Here is a 14,753-nt window from a genome sequence, read left to right as displayed (position 1 = left end):
GCGCGACCCCTGCCGCGCATCACGCAAACGTCAGCCCTGCGTGATCGGTTTCCCCCGAAAGCGTAACCCGGGTTAAAAAACCGCAAGGCCGCAACCTTTCGGTTGCGGCCCCGGGTGATGGTTCTGGTCGGATTTGGGCCTATTCGGCCGCCTCGGCATAGCTTTCCAGCGGCGGACAGGTGCAGATCAGGTTGCGGTCGCCATAGGCGTTGTCCACGCGCCCGACCGGGGGCCAGTATTTGTCCACCCGGAACGCACCCGCCGGGAAACAGCCCTGTTCGCGCGAGTATTCGCGATCCCAATCCGCCACCAGATCCTCGACCGTGTGGGGGGCGTGGCGCAGCGGGCTGGCCTCGGGCGAAATGCGGCCCTCGGCGACCTCGGTGATCTCGTCGCGGATGGCGAGAAAGGCGGTGATCAGGCGGTCGATCTCGGCCTTGGTCTCCGATTCCGTCGGCTCGACCATCAGCGTGCCGGAAACCGGCCAGCTCATGGTGGGCGCGTGGAAACCGTTGTCGATCAGACGCTTGGCGATATCGTCCACGGTCACGCCATGCTCGGCAAAGGGGCGAGTGTCGATGATGCATTCATGCGCCACGCGACCACGATTGCCCATGAACAGGATCGGATAGGCCCCGGCCAGACGGCTGGCGATATAGTTCGCGTTCAGGATCGCGACACGCGTCGCCTGCGTCAGCCCGGCGCCCCCCATCATCAGGATATAGGCCCAGGAAATCAGCAGGATCGAGGCCGACCCCCAGGGCGCCGCCGAAACCGCGCCCAGATCGCCCTTGCGCGGATCCGCCGGCAGGAACGGCGCCAGATGCGCCTTGACCCCGATCGGCCCCATGCCCGGCCCGCCGCCGCCATGCGGAATGGCAAAGGTCTTGTGCAGGTTCAGGTGGCTGACATCGCCGCCGATCTCGCCCGGTTTCACCAGACCGACCAGCGCGTTCATATTGGCGCCATCGATATAGACCTGACCGCCATGGTCATGGGTGATGCGGCACACCTCGCGTACGGTGTCCTCAAACACGCCATGCGTGCTGGGATAGGTGATCATCACCGCCGCCAGCTTGTCGCCCGCTTTCGCGGCCTTGTCGGCGAAATCCTCAAGGTCGATATCGCCGTTCGGCGCCGATTTCACCACCACGACCTTCATGCCGCACATCTGGGCGGATGCCGGGTTGGTGCCATGGGCGGAAACCGGGATCAGACAGATATCGCGATCCTCGCCCCGCGACCTGTGATAGGCGGCGATGGTCAAAAGCCCCGCATATTCGCCCTGTGCGCCGCTGTTGGGCTGCAACGAAAACGCGTCATAGCCGGTGATCTGACAAAGCTTGTCGGTCAGATCGGCAAAGACCTCGTGATAGCCGGCGGCCTGATCCTCGGGGGCAAAGGGATGCAGCGCGCCGAATTCGGGCCAGGTGATCGGCATCATCTCGGCGGCGGCGTTCAGCTTCATCGTGCAGGATCCCAGCGGAATCATCGCCCGGTCCAGCGCCAGATCGCGGTCCGACAGACGGCGCATATAGCGCATCATCTCGGATTCCGCGCGGTTCATGTGGAACACCGGATGGGTCAGGAAATCGCTCTCGCGGATCAGGTTCTCGGGGATCGCGGGCGCATCGGCGGGCGCGGCCGGCTCGCTGATCCCGAAGGCGTCCAGCACGCGCGCGATCACGCCGGCATCGGTGGTTTCATCGACACTGATGCCGACACGGTCGCGGCCCACCTTGCGCAGGTTGATACCGCGCTGCCGGGCGGCGGCCAGAATCCCCGCCTGTCCCACGCCGACGCGCACGGTGATGGTGTCGAAAAACGCCTCGGGCTCGACCTCGGCCCCGGCGGCGCGCAGCGCATTGGCCAGCGTCGCCGCGTTCAGATGCACCCGCTGCGCAATGGCGCGCAGCCCCACCGGCCCATGAAACACGGCATAGAAACTGGCCATGACCGCCAAAAGCGCCTGCGCCGTGCAGACATTCGAGGTCGCCTTTTCGCGGCGGATATGCTGCTCGCGGGTTTGCAGGGACAGCCGGTAAGCCTTGTTGCCCTTGGCGTCGATGGACACGCCGACGATCCGGCCCGGCATCGCGCGCTTCATCTCGTCGCGGCAGGCCATGAAACCGGCATGGGGACCGCCATACCCCATGGGCACGCCGAACCGCTGGGCCGAGCCCACGGCGATATCGGCGCCCATCGCACCCGGCTCTTTCAGCACGCAAAGCGCCAAAAGATCGGTCGCGACCACCGCAACCGCGCCCGCCTCATGCAGCGCGTCGCATTCCGCGCTCAGGTCGCGGACATGGCCGAATGTGCCCGGATACTGGAAAATCGCGCCAAAGACCGCCTTGGGGTCCAGATCGGCGATATCGCCCCGGACGATCTCGATCCCAAGCGGCTCGGCCCGGGTCTCGATGACGGAAATGGTCTGCGGATGCAGGTTGGCGCTGACGAAAAACGCCTTGGCCTTCGACTTGGCCACGCGCTGCGCCATCGCCATGGCCTCGGCCGCCGCCGTCGCCTCATCCAAAAGCGACGCATTGGCCACCGGCAGCCCGGTCAGATCGGCGACCATGGTCTGATAATTCAGCAACGCCTCAAGCCGACCTTGGGCGATCTCGGGCTGATAGGGGGTATAGGCCGTATACCAGGCGGGGTTCTCCAAAATATTGCGCTGGATCGCGGGCGGCGTGACGGTGCCGTAATACCCCTGCCCGATCAGGCTGGTCATCACCTTGTTCCTGCTCGCCACCTCGCGCATGCGCGCCAAAAGCGCCGCCTCCGACAACGCCGGCCAGTCCAGCGGCTCGGCCTGACGAATGCTCGCCGGCACCGTCTGCCCGATCAGCGCCTCAAGATCCGGGGCGCCGACAACCTTCAGCATCTCGGCCATTTCGGCCGGGGACGGACCGATATGCCGCCGGTTCGCAAAATCGTCGGGATTATAGTCAACAGGGTTCCAGCGCGCCATTTTCGCCATCCTTCACAGAAACCGGCCTGCGGCTTCTTTCATGCAGAAATATCCTCGGGGGTCCGGGGGCAGACAGCCCCCGGTGCGGCCGGGCCACCCGGCCCGGCGCGATATCAGCCGATCAGCACGTTATAAGCCGCCTCGTCCATGAAACCGGACAGATCGGTCGAGGCCGGCTTGATCTTGAAAAACCACGCCGCCATCGGATCGTCATTCACGCCGCCGGGCGCATCGGCCAGGACCTCGTTGACGGCGGTGATCACGCCCGCGACCGGCGCCACGATATCCGAGGCCGCCTTGACCGATTCGATCACCACGATCTCCTCGCCGGCTTCGACCTCGCGCCCGACCTCGGGCAGCTCGATGAAAACGACATCGCCCAGCTGTTCGCTGGCATGGGCGGTGATGCCGACGGTGATCTCGTCACCCTCCAGTTTCAGCCATTCGTGGTCTTCGGTGTATTTCAGCATGCCTGGCCTCTCAGCGCTTGTAGCTCGGTTGATGGAAAGGAAGTGGGGTGACGCTTACGGCCATGCGCTTGCCGCGCAATTCGGCCCAAAGGCCCGCGCCCTCGGTCAGGTCGGCGGGCAGGATCGCCATCGCGATGGGTCCCCCGACCGAGGGACCAAAGCCCCCTGAACAGACCCGGCCCAGCATCGCGCCGCCCTCGGCCGCGTCAAAGATCTCGACGCCTTCGCGGATGGGCGCGCGGCCCTCGGGGCGCAGGCCAAGGCGCGACCGCGCGGGCCCTTCGGCCAGCTCGGCCAGAATGATCTCCGCACCGGGAAAGCCGCCCTCGCGGGCGCCGCCCTGACGGCGGATCTTCTGGATCGACCAGCCAAGCGCCGCGGTGGCGGGGGTGGTCTCGATATCCATGTCATGGCCGTAAAGCGGCATCCCGGCCTCCAGCCGCAGGCTGTCGCGCGCGCCCAATCCGATGGGCGCCACCTCGGGCTGGTCCAGCAGCGCCTGCGCAAAAGCCTCGGCCCGCGCTTCGGGGACCGAGACCTCATAGCCATCCTCGCCCGTATAGCCCGAGCGGCTGACCCAAAGCGTCGCGCCGTTCCAGTCGAATTCCGCCACATCCATGAATTTCATCGCCGCGACACCCGGCACCAGACGCGCCAGAACCGCCTCGGCCTCGGGGCCTTGCAGCGCCAGCAGCGCGCGGTCGGTGATCGGCTCGACGGTGATCCCCTTCGCCTCAAGCTGGCGCAAATGGGCGATGTCCTGTTCCGCGCAGGCGGCGTTCACCACCAGATAAAGATGGTCGCCCTTGTTGGCGATCATCAGGTCGTCCAGAATGCCGCCCCGCTCATTGGTGAACAGACCGTAGCGCTGGCGCCCCTCTTTCAGGCCGGCGATATCGGCCGGGACCAGCGTTTCCAGCGCAAGCGCGACATCCGGCCCGCGCAGGATCACCTGCCCCATATGGCTGACATCGAAAAGACCGGCGCGGGTGCGCGTATGCTGATGCTCGCCCATCACCCCCATCGGGTATTGGACCGGCATGGCCCAACCGGCGAAAGGCACCATTTTCGCGCCCTGCGCGACATGCAGATCGTAAAGTTTCGTGCGCCGAAGGTCGGCCATGAGCATCCCCTGTCATGCGGACGGACCTGTCCCGGCCGCTTCAGATGCCCCCTCTGTCCCTACCCCGAACGGGGCGCCTGAGATCGTTATCCCTTCGGCGGGCGATGCGGATCGCCACTCTCCAGAGTGTTTTGCGGAAACGGTCCCTGTGCCTGAGAGTTTACCGGGGCGGTTGCTCCTTCGGCCCTGGCTCGCGCCAGTGTCTCCCGATTTCCGACTTTTGTCGTAGCGGGGCGGCCAGATTCTGGCAAGAGATTTCCTGCCGCCCGAACCGCCACCCCGCCCCGGTCAGATCGAGATATTCGAGGCCCCGCCATCCAACAGGATGTTCTGCCCGATGATGAAGCGCGCATGCTGGCTGCACAGGAATGCGCAGGTGGCGCCGAAATCCTCGGCCGTGCCATAGCTGTGGGTCGGGATCGTCTGTTCGCGGCGGTGGCGGGCCTCGTCGACGCTGATCCCTTCGGCCTTGGCCACGCCGCTGTCCAGACTGTCGGCGCGGTCGGTGGCGTGGATGCCGGGCAACAGGTTGTTGACCACCACGCCCGATGCCGCCACCTGCCGCGACATGCCGGCGACAAAGCCAGTCAGCCCGGCGCGGGCGGTGTTCGACAGGCCCAGAATGGCGATGGGCGTGCGCACCGATTGCGAGGTGATGTTGACCACCCGGCCCCAGCCGCGTTCCATCATGCCGGGCACCAACGCCTGCATCAGCGCGACGGCGGTCAGCATATTGGCGTCGATGGCGCGGATGAAATCGTCCCGGCTCCAATCCGTCCACTTGCCGGGGGGCGGGCCGCCGGCATTGTTGACCAGAATATCCGCCTGACCGTCCAGCGCGTCCAGAACGGCGGCGCGGCCCGCCTCCGAGGTGATGTCGGACGCGACCGGCGTCACCTTGACCCCGTATTTCGCCGCGATCCCGGCGGCGGTGGCGTTCAGCGCCTCGGCGCCGCGCGCATTGATGACCAGATCGACCCCGGCCTCGGCCAAAGCCTCGGCACAGCCGCGCCCCAACCCCTTGGAGGCGGCGCAAACCAGCGCCTTTTTGCCCCTGATCCCAAGATCCATGCCGTTCCCCCTTGTGTGGTTATGGCGTCAAGGAACCCCGGCAGGCCACGAATGTCCAGTTAGAAGCACAGGATTTCCGCCTCGGCCTCGGCGCGGTGATAGGCGGCGACCATGTCGTTGACCATCGTCCCCTGCCGGAACATGCCGACGCGTTCGCCGGGCGTCTGGCGCATGCGCATCACGGTTTCCGCGCGGACATAATCGTCATAGGGCAGGATCGTGGCGATCTGGTCGATGGCACAGGAACAGCGGTCCAGCATCTCGCGGGTCTGGCCGTTGGTGGCCATGCAGACGAAAACGTAATCGGCCCGGGCATTGGTCGGATAGTCGTTGACCGCCTGCGCACTGGCCGTGCCAAGGCCCGGCCCGGCGCCAAGCGCGATCACGATGACCAGCGCCGCGCGGTTCATTTCAGCACCATCTCGTTGCGATAGGCGGGGCGGTCACCCGCCAGCGGGCCGGTTTCCGCCAGCATCCGCCGGATCGGCCGGTCAGGCCCGTCCAGCACAAAGCGCAGCGTCAGATCGCCGAACCCATACATGCGGTCGCGGTTCGGATCCGTGGCAAAGGGCTGAAAGCTGGCGACCGGATGGCCGTCCTGTTGTTCGACCGCGCCGCCCCGGAACAGCGCATCCTTGAGCCGGTCGCGGATATAGAACGGGCTGCCGCCGGTCAGCGCCGCCATGTCGCGCGACACGGTTTCCAGAAAAAACGTCAGCGACGGATCCCCGCCCGATACCGGAAATGGCCCGATCTTGCGGTTGATCCGCGCCGTCGCCTCGTCCAGTTGCAGGACCGGCTGTCCGTCCGACGGATCGGTCACCTGTCGCAGGGTGATCGTGCCCTGCCCCAACGGGACAAAGCCCGCCACCTCGGGCCCCTTCTGGTCGATCGCCCAGACCAGCGGCCCGGCCGAAAGATCCCAGGGCCCGCGATCGGCAAAGACCAGATCCCCCGCCTCGCCCGCAAGGGTGGCGGGTGCGGCGATATGGGCGACGGCCAGCCCCGTAAAGGCGATCAGCGCAAGGCGGCGCAGCAATCTCATCGCATGTCTCCTTTGATCGGGCACAGCCTGCGCCGGGCGGGGCGGCGGCGAAAGCCCCGGGGCGGCGGTCTCGTGCTTTGGTCTTAGGCGCGCGCGGCGCGGCGCCGGCCCGGTAATGGCAAACGCGGTCACCACAAAGGCGGTCACGACAACAGCTTGTGCAGCACGATCTGCAATTCCTCGGCGCGCAGGGGTTTTTCCAGCATCGGCGCCCCCATCGCCATGCTGGCGCGGCCGATTTCGGGGTCGCGCCGGGCGGATACGACGATGGCCGGCACCTCGATCCCGGCGGCCTTGCGCAGGGCGGCGATGGCCTGAAGCCCGGTATCGTCATTGTCCAGATTGTAATCCGCCAGGATGACATCCGGCGGCTCTTCGCCCATCATGGCCAGGGCCTCGGCGGTGCCGCCGGCCACGCGTGGCACCATGCCCAGCCGGTCGCGCAGCATAAGCTGATAGGCGCGGCGCATCGGTTCGTCATTTTCCACGACCAGCGCCACCCGCCCCCGCAGCGACGGCCCGGTCGCGGCCGCCGGCGCCGGTTCGGCATGCGCGCCCGGCGCCACCAAAGGCAGGCCGACACTGAACACCGTGCCGCGCCCCGGCTGGCTGTCCAGCGCGATGGGGTGGCCCAGCTTCAGACAGGCGCGGCGCACGATGGACAGGCCCAGCCCCATGCCCGGCGCGCCGCCTTCGCGCGCGATGCGCTGAAATTCGTCAAAGACCCGCGCCCGGTCGCCCGCCGCGATGCCGACGCCGGTGTCGCGCACCTCAAGCCATGCCCGCGCGCCGCGTTTGCGCACCCCCACCAGCACCCCGCCCTGATCGGTATATTTGATCGCGTTCGACACCAGATTCTGCGCAATCCGCCGCAGAAAGACAGAATCGCTGAGCACCACCGCCGAGGTCGGCGCAAAGGTCAGCTTCAGCCCCTTGCTTTCGGCCATGGGCGCATATTCGATGGCCAGCCGCCGGAACAGCCCGCCCAGATCGACGGGCTTGCGCTGAAACTCGATCCGTTCGCTGTCCAGCCGCGAAATGTCCAGCACCGCATGCATCAGTTCCTCGACGGATTCGAACGCACCCGACAGGCGCAGCGCCAGCTCGGACTGGAAATCGTCCAGCGCGGTATCCTTGAGCGCCGACAGAAACAGCTTGGCGGCGGAAAGCGGCTGCAACAGATCGTGGCTCGCGGCGCGCAGAAAGCGGGTTTTCGAACGGTTCGCCTCTTCGGCGGCGGCGCGGGCGACGGCCAGCTCGCGGTTGCGTTCCGACAGATCGGCCAGGGCCTTTTCCAGATCGCGGGTGCGGGCCTGTACCTCTTGTTCCAGCGCGACGGCGGCCTGAAACATCGACCAGGCGGAACCGCGCCCCTCTTCCAGCTTGTCGATGCGTTCGACCAGCACATCGGCGATGCGGTTCAGCTTTTCGATCCGGCGTTCGTCGGATTCGTCCTGTCGCAGCGAAATCATCGCGCCCCCTGACCCGCCTCGGGCGGCATCAAGGCCATGCCGACAAAGGTCTGGTTCACATGCATGCCGCGATGCTGTTCGCCATAGGTGTTGAAGCCCGCGACGCGGTAGCGTGCCAAAAGCTCGGACATCTGCGCCGTCATCCCCGCGCGTTCCAGCGCAAGCCGGCGCAGGATGCAGTCAAAGCCCAGCACCATCAGCGGCGGACGCGGCAGATCGTCCAGCGCATCGGCAAAGCCGCGCATCATATCCATCGCCCGGCCGACGGTCAGGATATTGCCGGCCTCGATCCCGGACAGCAATTGCAGGCCACCGCCGGGGGTCACCGCGCGGATGGCGCGGACATGATGACGCCCGCCGGTGCGCAACAGCAGCGGGTGGCGGGCAAATTCCGTGGGGGTCAGCGCGGCGATGTCCAACCCGGTCAGCCGCGCATATTCCTGTGCCGCGGGTTCCGCGTTCAGTTCCAGAATGACGCGGTTGTGCAGATCGGCGGCGGTCACCACCGCCCGCCGGTCGGTCGGGCTGAAATGCGTGAACGCAACCTCGGCCACGGCGAAATCGGTTTCGATCAGCAGGAAAACCGCCGCGCCGGGGCAGGCATGGCCATCGACCATCTGGTCGCTTTGTTCGAACCGGATGCCCCGTGCGGTCGAGGCCCCGATCACCGGTAATCCCGGGATGGCGGCATCCAGCGTGGCGGCCAGCACATCCTCTTGCCGGGCCAGCGCATCGGCTAGCACCACGCCGAAACTGGAGCGCCGCAGGTCGGGCCGGAACTCGGCATGCAGGCGGCGCAGCGCCCCCATCCAGTCCGAAACCGGCACCTGCGCCTGATCGCGCAGCACGCAAAGGCCGACGCGAAAGCTGGCGCGCGGAAAGCCCAGCGCCATCACCGTATCCTGCGCATAGCCATCGGGCCCGATCTCACCGGCCGAGGAACAGCCGACGACCCGGCACCCGCCATCCCCGCGCCCCGCATCATCCAGCGCCTGACACAGATCCCGGCCAAGCCGGCCAAGCCCGCCCGCCGGCATGCCAAACAGCATGACCAGCGCCGGTTCGACCGGCGCCATCGCGGCCACGATGCGCGCGGACAGGTCCGGCGCCCCGGCCGGGACCGAAATCGCGACGGGGGCCGCAGGCGGGGCCATCGCCCGCGCCCGCCGCCCCGGGCGCGGCGGCGGCTGGCTGACATTCATGCCGGTTCGAACAACCTCACGCTATTGGCCAGAAGCACCGCCTGGGTGCGGCGGCGGGCGTTGATCTTGGACATGATCGCGGTGATGTGGGTCTTGACCGTGGCCTCGGCGATCGACAGCTCATAGCTGATTTCCTTGTTCGCCCGCCCCTGACAGATCAGCCGCAGGATTTTCATCTGTTGCGGTGTCAGGCTGGCAAAGCGCCGGGCCAGTTCGGCGCGGGCGGCGTCCTCTTCGCCGGCATGTTCGGGCTCATAGCTGTCGGGGGTCACGCGTTCGCCGTCCCACATCCGGCGCAGGCTGTCGACCAGCGCCTCGCGGCCAAGGGACTTGCTGATATAGCCCTGTGCGCCGGCCGCCATCGCCGCCGAGATCATGGCGTTTTCCAGATCGGCCGAGATCATGGTGATCGGCACATTGGGGATCTGCCGGCGCAGGGTGACCAGCCCCTCGGCCCCGCGCGCATCGGGCAGATTCAGGTCCAGGATGACCGCGTCGGGCACGCCCTGGCTGCGGATCTGTTCCTGGGCCGCGGCGAGGCTGCGGGCCGTGCGCACATTCTTGAGCCCGAAGCTGATCTTGAGCGTCAGCGCCAGCGCGTCGCACATCAGCGGATGGTCGTCCACGATCAGGATTTCGCGCACACGTTCCGCAGACGGCCTTGGCGGCGCGGTGCTTTCCTGTTGGGTCGGGTTTGCCGTTGCCATCGCTCTCCTCCCAAAGAAACGGTGGGTGCCGCGCGCCGTTGCGACGTCGCGGGATCTGTTTCCATCTTAGGGCCTGGCCGGAATGGCGCAAGCTTCATGGCGCAAATGACGCGATTCTGCTACGACTTCGGATGTATTGGACATTCCGCCTTTACATGTCAGGTTTTCGGACACGCGGCCGGACAGGAACCAGACAGACCACCGCATCGGGAGGCCAAAGATGCACACGACCAGAAGAATCACCCTGCTGGGAGGGGCTGCGATCCTGTCGGGGCTGGCGATGCCGGCGCGCGCGCTGAGCGCCGTGCCCGGGATCCGCATCGGCACGCTGGAAAACGGCACCGTGAACTGGGAAATCCAGACCATCACCGGCCAAGGCCTTGACCGCAAAAACGGTTTTCAGCTGAGCGCGCTGCCGCTGGCCGGCAATCCCGCGACCCAGGTCGCCATGCAGGGGGGTGAGGTCGACACCATCGTCTCGGACTGGTTGTGGGTGGCACAGCAACGCGCGCGGGGGGCGGATTTCACCTTTCTGCCCTATTCCACCGCCGTGGGCGGGATCATGGTCGCCGGCGACAGCCCGGCGCAGACGCTGGCCGATCTTGAGGGCAAAAAGATCGGCATCGCCGGTGGCCCGGTCGATAAAAGCTGGCTGATCCTGCGGGCGTGGTCGCGGGAAAAGCTGGGCCGCGATCTGGCCGACACGACCACACAGGTCTTTGGCGCGCCGCCGGTGATCATGAACGCCGCCGAAACCGGCGAGGTCGATGCCGCGATCAATTTCTGGCATTTTCAGGCCAAGATGCAGGCGCGCGGCATGCGCGAGCTGATTTCGGTGGGGACGGCGGCGGCCGATCTAGGGCTGGACCCGACCGTGCCGCTGCTGGGCTATGTGCTGCGCGACAGCTGGATCGCCCAGTCGATGCCGCAGGCCACGGGCTTTGCCCGGGCATCGCGCGAGGCCAAGGATCTGTTGGCGCGCGACGATGCCGCCTGGGACGCGCTGCGCCCGATCATGAACGCCAAGGACGATGCCGAGTTTCTGGCGCTGCGCGCGGGCTGGCGCGCGGGCATTCCCGCCCCCGGCCCGGTCGATGCCGCCAAGGCGCAAAAGCTGTTTGCGACCATGGCGGCCCTTGGCGGGGACGAATTGACCGGCGGGCTGACCGAATTGCCCGCGGGCCTGTTCTGGACGCCGGAGCAGTCCTGACTTGACCATGCCGCCAAAGCCACGATCCATGCGCCCGGCCCTGTTGCCGGGGCTGGCCTCGGTCGCCGTGATGGTGCTGATCTGGGCCGTGGCCGCGCAGGTGACGGACCGGCCCCAGACCCTGCCGGGGCCGTGGCAGGTCGCGACGCGTATGGCCGCGCTGGCCGCCAGTGGCGAGCTTTGGTTCAACGCCGGCATGACCCTGATGCGGGTCGGGCTGAGCTTTGTTCTGGCGATGGCGGCGGGCATGGCGCTGGGGCTGGCGATGGGGCGGTCGCGCGCGGCCGACAACTGGCTGAACCCGGCGCTGATCATCGGGCTGAACGTGCCGGCGCTGGTGGTGATCGTGCTCAGCTATATCTGGATCGGGCTGAACGAGACGGCGGCGATATTTGCGGTCGCGCTGAATAAGATCCCGGTCGTCACGGTGATGATCCGCGAAAGCACCCGCGCGCTGCGCCCCGATCTGGACGAGATGGCGCGCGCGTTCCGCATGACGCCGATGGCGCGGCTGCGCCATGTCGTGCTGCCCCAGCTTGCGCCACAGATCGCCGCCGCCGCCCGGACCGGGATTTCCCTGATCTGGAAAATCGTGCTGGTCGTCGAATTTCTTGGCCGCTCGAACGGGGTGGGGTTCAAGATTCACCTGCTGTTTTCCAGCTTCGATGTCGCGGGGGTGCTGGCCTGGGCGCTGGCCTTTGTCGGTGTCATGCTGGCCATCGACCTGTTCGTCCTGCGGCCCTGGGAACGCCGCGCCAATCGCTGGAGGCGGGATGCGGCTTGATCTGGAGGCCAAGGCATTTGCCGGTCACGAGGTGCTGGGGCCGCTGTCGATCCGCCTTGCGCGCGGCGAAAGGCGGGCGGTGCTGGGGCCGTCGGGCATCGGCAAGTCCACGCTTTTGCGCATTCTTTCCGGGCTGGACACGGATTTTCGGGGCCGGATCGGCGGCGATGAACGCCGTGCGGTGGTGTTTCAGGAACCCGTCCTGCTGCCATGGCGCGACGCGCTGGCCAATGTCACGATCCCGACCGGCTGCGCGGACGGGGTGGCGCGGGACTGGCTGGCGCAGGTCGGGCTCGTCGGGCATGAGGCCAAGTTTCCCCGCCAGCTGTCGCTGGGCCAGCAACGGCGGCTGGCGCTGGCCCGCGCCTTTGCCGCCGCGCCCGATATCCTGTTGATGGATGAACCCTTTGCCTCGCTGGATGCCGGGACCGCCGCGCGGATGCTGGTGCTGACCGATGAATTGCTAAGCCGCAGCGGCGCGGGCCTTTTTCTGGTCACCCACGATCCGGCCGAGGCCCGCACCCTGCGCGCAGAGGCCCTGTATCTGGGCGGTCAGCCGGCGCGGTTTCAGCCCGCGCCGCCCGCGCCCGATCAGGCCTAGCCCGCCTGCCCTAAACTGCCTGCCCTAAACCGCCTGCACCAATCTGCCCGCTTTGGCCAACCTGCGCTAGAATGACTGATCCCAGACCCGGCCATCGGTATCCTGTGCATGCACCGCGACCGGGCCCGCGCCGGGTGCATAGGCAAAGCGGAACACCGGATCCTCGGCGATCGAAATCCCCGCCTCCATGGTGAACAGCGGCTGATCGCCCTGTGTCACGTCCAGCACCTGAATGAACTCGGCCGGGATGGTCAGCAGCGTCACCTGATCGCGTTGCAGCCCCGAGAAATTCGGATGCCGGATCATCAGCGTGCCGATGGCGCGGCCGCCTTCCTCGGCCTGACGGAACCGCATCTGACCCATCGCGGCGCGCACTTCGTCCATGTTCTTGCCCGCCGGGGCCGAGCACCCGCCCGAGGCCTTGACGTAACGCCCGGCCATGACCATCCGGCCGTCGTCCAGCGTGGCGATGGCGCGCAGGTCGGAATAGGTGTCGACGCGGACGCGAACCTCGAAATCCAGCGGCATCAGCGCCGGGCCAAAGGTGAATTCCCCCGCCACCGGGGCGGGATTGCCGTCAACGACCAGCACCAGCCTGCGGATCGCGGGCGCGCCCGGCGGCTGGGTGATGCGCACCGGCACCAGCGCGGGATTGTCGGCGCGCACCGGCGCCTCAAGCATCAGGATGGCGGGATCGACCGGCGGCTCGACCTCGGTGTCGATGATGCTGGATCGCAGATCCTCCCACAGGGGCGAGGGTTGCAGGGGGTTGGCCACCCCCTCGGCATAGGCGGGGGCGGAAAGCAGGGCCAGGATCAGCGCAAGTCGCATCAGGCATCCCCGGGGCTGTCGGGCGGCACGCCGTCACCGCCAATTTTGCAGGGCGCGATCATGTTAGACCCCCACCCCGCCCCGTCAACGCACAGGCCCGTGTCCCCGGCCAAAGGTCTTAGATGGCCCCACGCCGCCCGCATGCTAGGCTGCGGCCCGGAAAGGGTCCGCGATGTTCCACCTTGTCCTTGCCGCCTGCCTTGCCGCCGATCCCGCCGCCTGCGCCCCGCGCCTTTTGCCGGCGGGCGAGGCCGCGACGCGACAGGATTGCGAGGCCGGCGCTGCCGCCATCGCCGCCGAATGGCTGGCCGCGCATCCCGACCTTATCGCCCAGGCCGGCGCCGCCACCCGCTGCGTGGATACCGCCGCCCTGCCGGCGCTAAAGGTGCAAGAGATCGCGCCCGGCATCTTTGTCCATCAGGGCGCGACGGAACAATTGTCGCCCGCCAACCGGGGCCGGATCGCCAATCTGTCCTTTGTCATCGGCGACAGCGTGGCGGTGATCGATGCCGGCACCTCGCGCGCCGAGGCCGAGGCGCTTTACGCCGCCATCCGCCAGCGCACCGACAAGCCGGTCAGCCATCTGATCCTGACCCATATGCATCCAGACCACATCATGGGGGCCGAGCTCTTTGCCGAGGCCGGCGCCTCCATCACCGCCGATGCCCGCCTGCCCGAGGCGGTGGCCAGGCGCGCGCCGATCTGGTTGCAATCCATCCCCGAACAGATCGGCGCGGGTGAATTCGCCGGCACCCGGATCGCGGCGGTGGATGAGACCGTCGCCGATACCGGGACGATCCGGCTGGGCGGGCGGGACCTGCACCTGAGCGCCGCGCCCCGCGCCCATTCCGGCAATGACCTGACCGTGTTCGACGTCCAGACCGGGACGCTGTTCGCGGGCGATCTGATCTTTCAGGGGCTGACGCCGTCGCTGGACGGATCGGTGAACGCGTGGCTGGACTGGCTGGCGCGGCCGCCCGAGCCGGCACCGGCGCGGATCGTGCCCGGGCATGGGCCGGTGGGCGATGACTGGGCCACCGCCACGGCGCCGACCCGCGCCTATCTGACCGCGCTGCGCGACGCGGCGCGCGATGCGCTGGACCGGGGTATCCCGCTATCCCGGGCGGTGGCCCGGATCACCGCGCAGATGCAGCCGATTGCCGCGAATTGGCGGGATTTCGACGCCACGACCGCGCGCAACGCCGCCGCGGCCTATGCGGAACTGGAATGGGAATAGATTGCCCTGTCCCGGCGGCGATG

The 14,753-nt window shown here is 67.4% G+C and carries 14 protein-coding genes and 1 riboswitch; of the genes, 4 read left to right on the top strand and 10 right to left on the bottom strand.

Features of this window, described 5'->3' with window-relative positions:
* Positions 1-139: 139 nt before the first annotated feature.
* From gcvP to ACFOMH_RS07790, 9 genes are all read right to left on the bottom strand, one after another.
* On the bottom strand, positions 140-2,977 hold the full coding sequence (gene gcvP / locus ACFOMH_RS07830) for an aminomethyl-transferring glycine dehydrogenase (RefSeq protein WP_377743723.1): 2,838 nt from the start codon (positions 2,975-2,977) through the stop codon (positions 140-142).
* Between the two features lie 113 nt (positions 2,978-3,090).
* On the bottom strand, positions 3,091-3,447 hold the full coding sequence (gene gcvH / locus ACFOMH_RS07825) for a glycine cleavage system protein GcvH (RefSeq protein ID WP_377743721.1): 357 nt from the start codon (positions 3,445-3,447) through the stop codon (positions 3,091-3,093).
* Between the two features lie 10 nt (positions 3,448-3,457).
* Positions 3,458-4,570 carry a glycine cleavage system aminomethyltransferase GcvT gene (gene gcvT, locus ACFOMH_RS07820; protein ID WP_377743720.1) on the bottom strand — a complete coding sequence of 371 codons (1,113 nt, stop codon included), beginning with the start codon at positions 4,568-4,570 and terminating at the stop codon, positions 3,458-3,460.
* 130 nt (positions 4,571-4,700) lie between these two features.
* Positions 4,701-4,789, bottom strand: a riboswitch (glycine riboswitch).
* Between the two features lie 69 nt (positions 4,790-4,858).
* On the bottom strand, positions 4,859-5,641 hold the full coding sequence (locus ACFOMH_RS07815; protein WP_377743718.1) for an SDR family oxidoreductase: 783 nt from the start codon (positions 5,639-5,641) through the stop codon (positions 4,859-4,861).
* A 59-nt stretch (positions 5,642-5,700) separates the two neighbouring features.
* Positions 5,701-6,051 carry a hypothetical protein gene (locus ACFOMH_RS07810; protein WP_374424851.1) on the bottom strand — a complete coding sequence of 117 codons (351 nt, stop codon included), beginning with the start codon at positions 6,049-6,051 and terminating at the stop codon, positions 5,701-5,703.
* On the bottom strand, positions 6,048-6,686 hold the full coding sequence (locus ACFOMH_RS07805) for a hypothetical protein (RefSeq protein ID WP_377743717.1): 639 nt from the start codon (positions 6,684-6,686) through the stop codon (positions 6,048-6,050). Before ACFOMH_RS07805 ends, ACFOMH_RS07810 begins: the two co-directional genes overlap by 4 nt.
* Positions 6,687-6,829: 143 nt before the next feature.
* Positions 6,830-8,158 carry an ATP-binding response regulator gene (locus ACFOMH_RS07800; protein WP_374424848.1) on the bottom strand — a complete coding sequence of 443 codons (1,329 nt, stop codon included), beginning with the start codon at positions 8,156-8,158 and terminating at the stop codon, positions 6,830-6,832.
* A complete protein-coding gene (locus ACFOMH_RS07795) occupies positions 8,155-9,312 on the bottom strand; it encodes an FIST N-terminal domain-containing protein (RefSeq protein WP_377743715.1) in 1,158 nt (385 codons plus the stop codon). The genes ACFOMH_RS07800 and ACFOMH_RS07795 overlap by 4 nt, the downstream gene beginning before the upstream one ends.
* A gap of 44 nt (positions 9,313-9,356) precedes the next feature.
* A complete protein-coding gene (locus tag ACFOMH_RS07790; protein WP_374424845.1) occupies positions 9,357-10,067 on the bottom strand; it encodes a response regulator transcription factor in 711 nt (236 codons plus the stop codon).
* Positions 10,068-10,287: 220 nt separating this feature from the next.
* Between ACFOMH_RS07790 and ACFOMH_RS07785 the strand changes: the two genes are divergently transcribed.
* Genes ACFOMH_RS07785 through ACFOMH_RS07775 form a run of 3 tightly spaced genes read left to right on the top strand, consistent with a single transcriptional unit; the run spans position 10,288 to position 12,662 of the window.
* Positions 10,288-11,277 carry an ABC transporter substrate-binding protein gene (locus ACFOMH_RS07785; protein WP_377743713.1) on the top strand — a complete coding sequence of 330 codons (990 nt, stop codon included), beginning with the start codon at positions 10,288-10,290 and terminating at the stop codon, positions 11,275-11,277.
* A gap of 28 nt (positions 11,278-11,305) precedes the next feature.
* Positions 11,306-12,061 (top strand): ABC transporter permease, encoded by a 756-nt coding sequence (locus ACFOMH_RS07780; RefSeq protein ID WP_377743712.1) that lies wholly within the window; start codon positions 11,306-11,308, stop codon positions 12,059-12,061.
* Positions 12,051-12,662, top strand: coding sequence for an ATP-binding cassette domain-containing protein (locus ACFOMH_RS07775; RefSeq protein WP_377743711.1), 612 nt, complete (start codon positions 12,051-12,053; stop codon positions 12,660-12,662). The genes ACFOMH_RS07780 and ACFOMH_RS07775 overlap by 11 nt, the downstream gene beginning before the upstream one ends.
* Positions 12,663-12,728: 66 nt before the next feature.
* On the opposite strand, the gene ACFOMH_RS07770 is transcribed toward ACFOMH_RS07775, so the two are convergent.
* Positions 12,729-13,493 carry a quinoprotein dehydrogenase-associated SoxYZ-like carrier gene (locus ACFOMH_RS07770; RefSeq protein ID WP_377743709.1) on the bottom strand — a complete coding sequence of 255 codons (765 nt, stop codon included), beginning with the start codon at positions 13,491-13,493 and terminating at the stop codon, positions 12,729-12,731.
* 172 nt (positions 13,494-13,665) lie between these two features.
* Between ACFOMH_RS07770 and ACFOMH_RS07765 the strand changes: the two genes are divergently transcribed.
* Positions 13,666-14,730, top strand: a complete 1,065-nt coding sequence (locus ACFOMH_RS07765) for a quinoprotein relay system zinc metallohydrolase 2 (RefSeq protein ID WP_377743708.1) — start codon at positions 13,666-13,668, stop codon at positions 14,728-14,730.
* Positions 14,731-14,753: the final 23 nt, after the last annotated feature.

It is taken from the genome of Paracoccus mangrovi (genome assembly GCF_042648425.1).
Lineage (GTDB): Bacteria > Pseudomonadota > Alphaproteobacteria > Rhodobacterales > Rhodobacteraceae > Paracoccus > Paracoccus mangrovi.
This window is presented reverse-complemented; position numbering and strand designations above follow the sequence as displayed.

Bases quoted from the DNA above. Each gene is read 5' to 3' on its own strand.
- ACFOMH_RS07780 (WP_377743712.1), top strand. From the start codon at position 11,306: ATGCGCCCGGCCCTGTTGCCGGGGCTGGCCTCGGTCGCCGTGATGGTG.
- ACFOMH_RS07765 (WP_377743708.1), top strand. From the start codon at position 13,666: ATGTTCCACCTTGTCCTTGCCGCCTGCCTTGCCGCCGATCCCGCCGCC.
- ACFOMH_RS07785 (WP_377743713.1), top strand. From the start codon at position 10,288: ATGCACACGACCAGAAGAATCACCCTGCTGGGAGGGGCTGCGATCCTG.
- gcvH (WP_377743721.1), bottom strand. From the start codon at position 3,447: ATGCTGAAATACACCGAAGACCACGAATGGCTGAAACTGGAGGGTGAC.
- ACFOMH_RS07795 (WP_377743715.1), bottom strand. From the start codon at position 9,312: ATGGCCCCGCCTGCGGCCCCCGTCGCGATTTCGGTCCCGGCCGGGGCG.
- ACFOMH_RS07790 (WP_374424845.1), bottom strand. From the start codon at position 10,067: ATGGCAACGGCAAACCCGACCCAACAGGAAAGCACCGCGCCGCCAAGG.
- ACFOMH_RS07805 (WP_377743717.1), bottom strand. From the start codon at position 6,686: ATGAGATTGCTGCGCCGCCTTGCGCTGATCGCCTTTACGGGGCTGGCC.
- gcvT (WP_377743720.1), bottom strand. From the start codon at position 4,570: ATGGCCGACCTTCGGCGCACGAAACTTTACGATCTGCATGTCGCGCAG.
- gcvP (WP_377743723.1), bottom strand. From the start codon at position 2,977: ATGGCGCGCTGGAACCCTGTTGACTATAATCCCGACGATTTTGCGAAC.
- ACFOMH_RS07815 (WP_377743718.1), bottom strand. From the start codon at position 5,641: ATGGATCTTGGGATCAGGGGCAAAAAGGCGCTGGTTTGCGCCGCCTCC.
- ACFOMH_RS07770 (WP_377743709.1), bottom strand. From the start codon at position 13,493: ATGCGACTTGCGCTGATCCTGGCCCTGCTTTCCGCCCCCGCCTATGCC.
- ACFOMH_RS07775 (WP_377743711.1), top strand. From the start codon at position 12,051: ATGCGGCTTGATCTGGAGGCCAAGGCATTTGCCGGTCACGAGGTGCTG.
- ACFOMH_RS07810 (WP_374424851.1), bottom strand. From the start codon at position 6,051: ATGAACCGCGCGGCGCTGGTCATCGTGATCGCGCTTGGCGCCGGGCCG.
- ACFOMH_RS07800 (WP_374424848.1), bottom strand. From the start codon at position 8,158: ATGATTTCGCTGCGACAGGACGAATCCGACGAACGCCGGATCGAAAAG.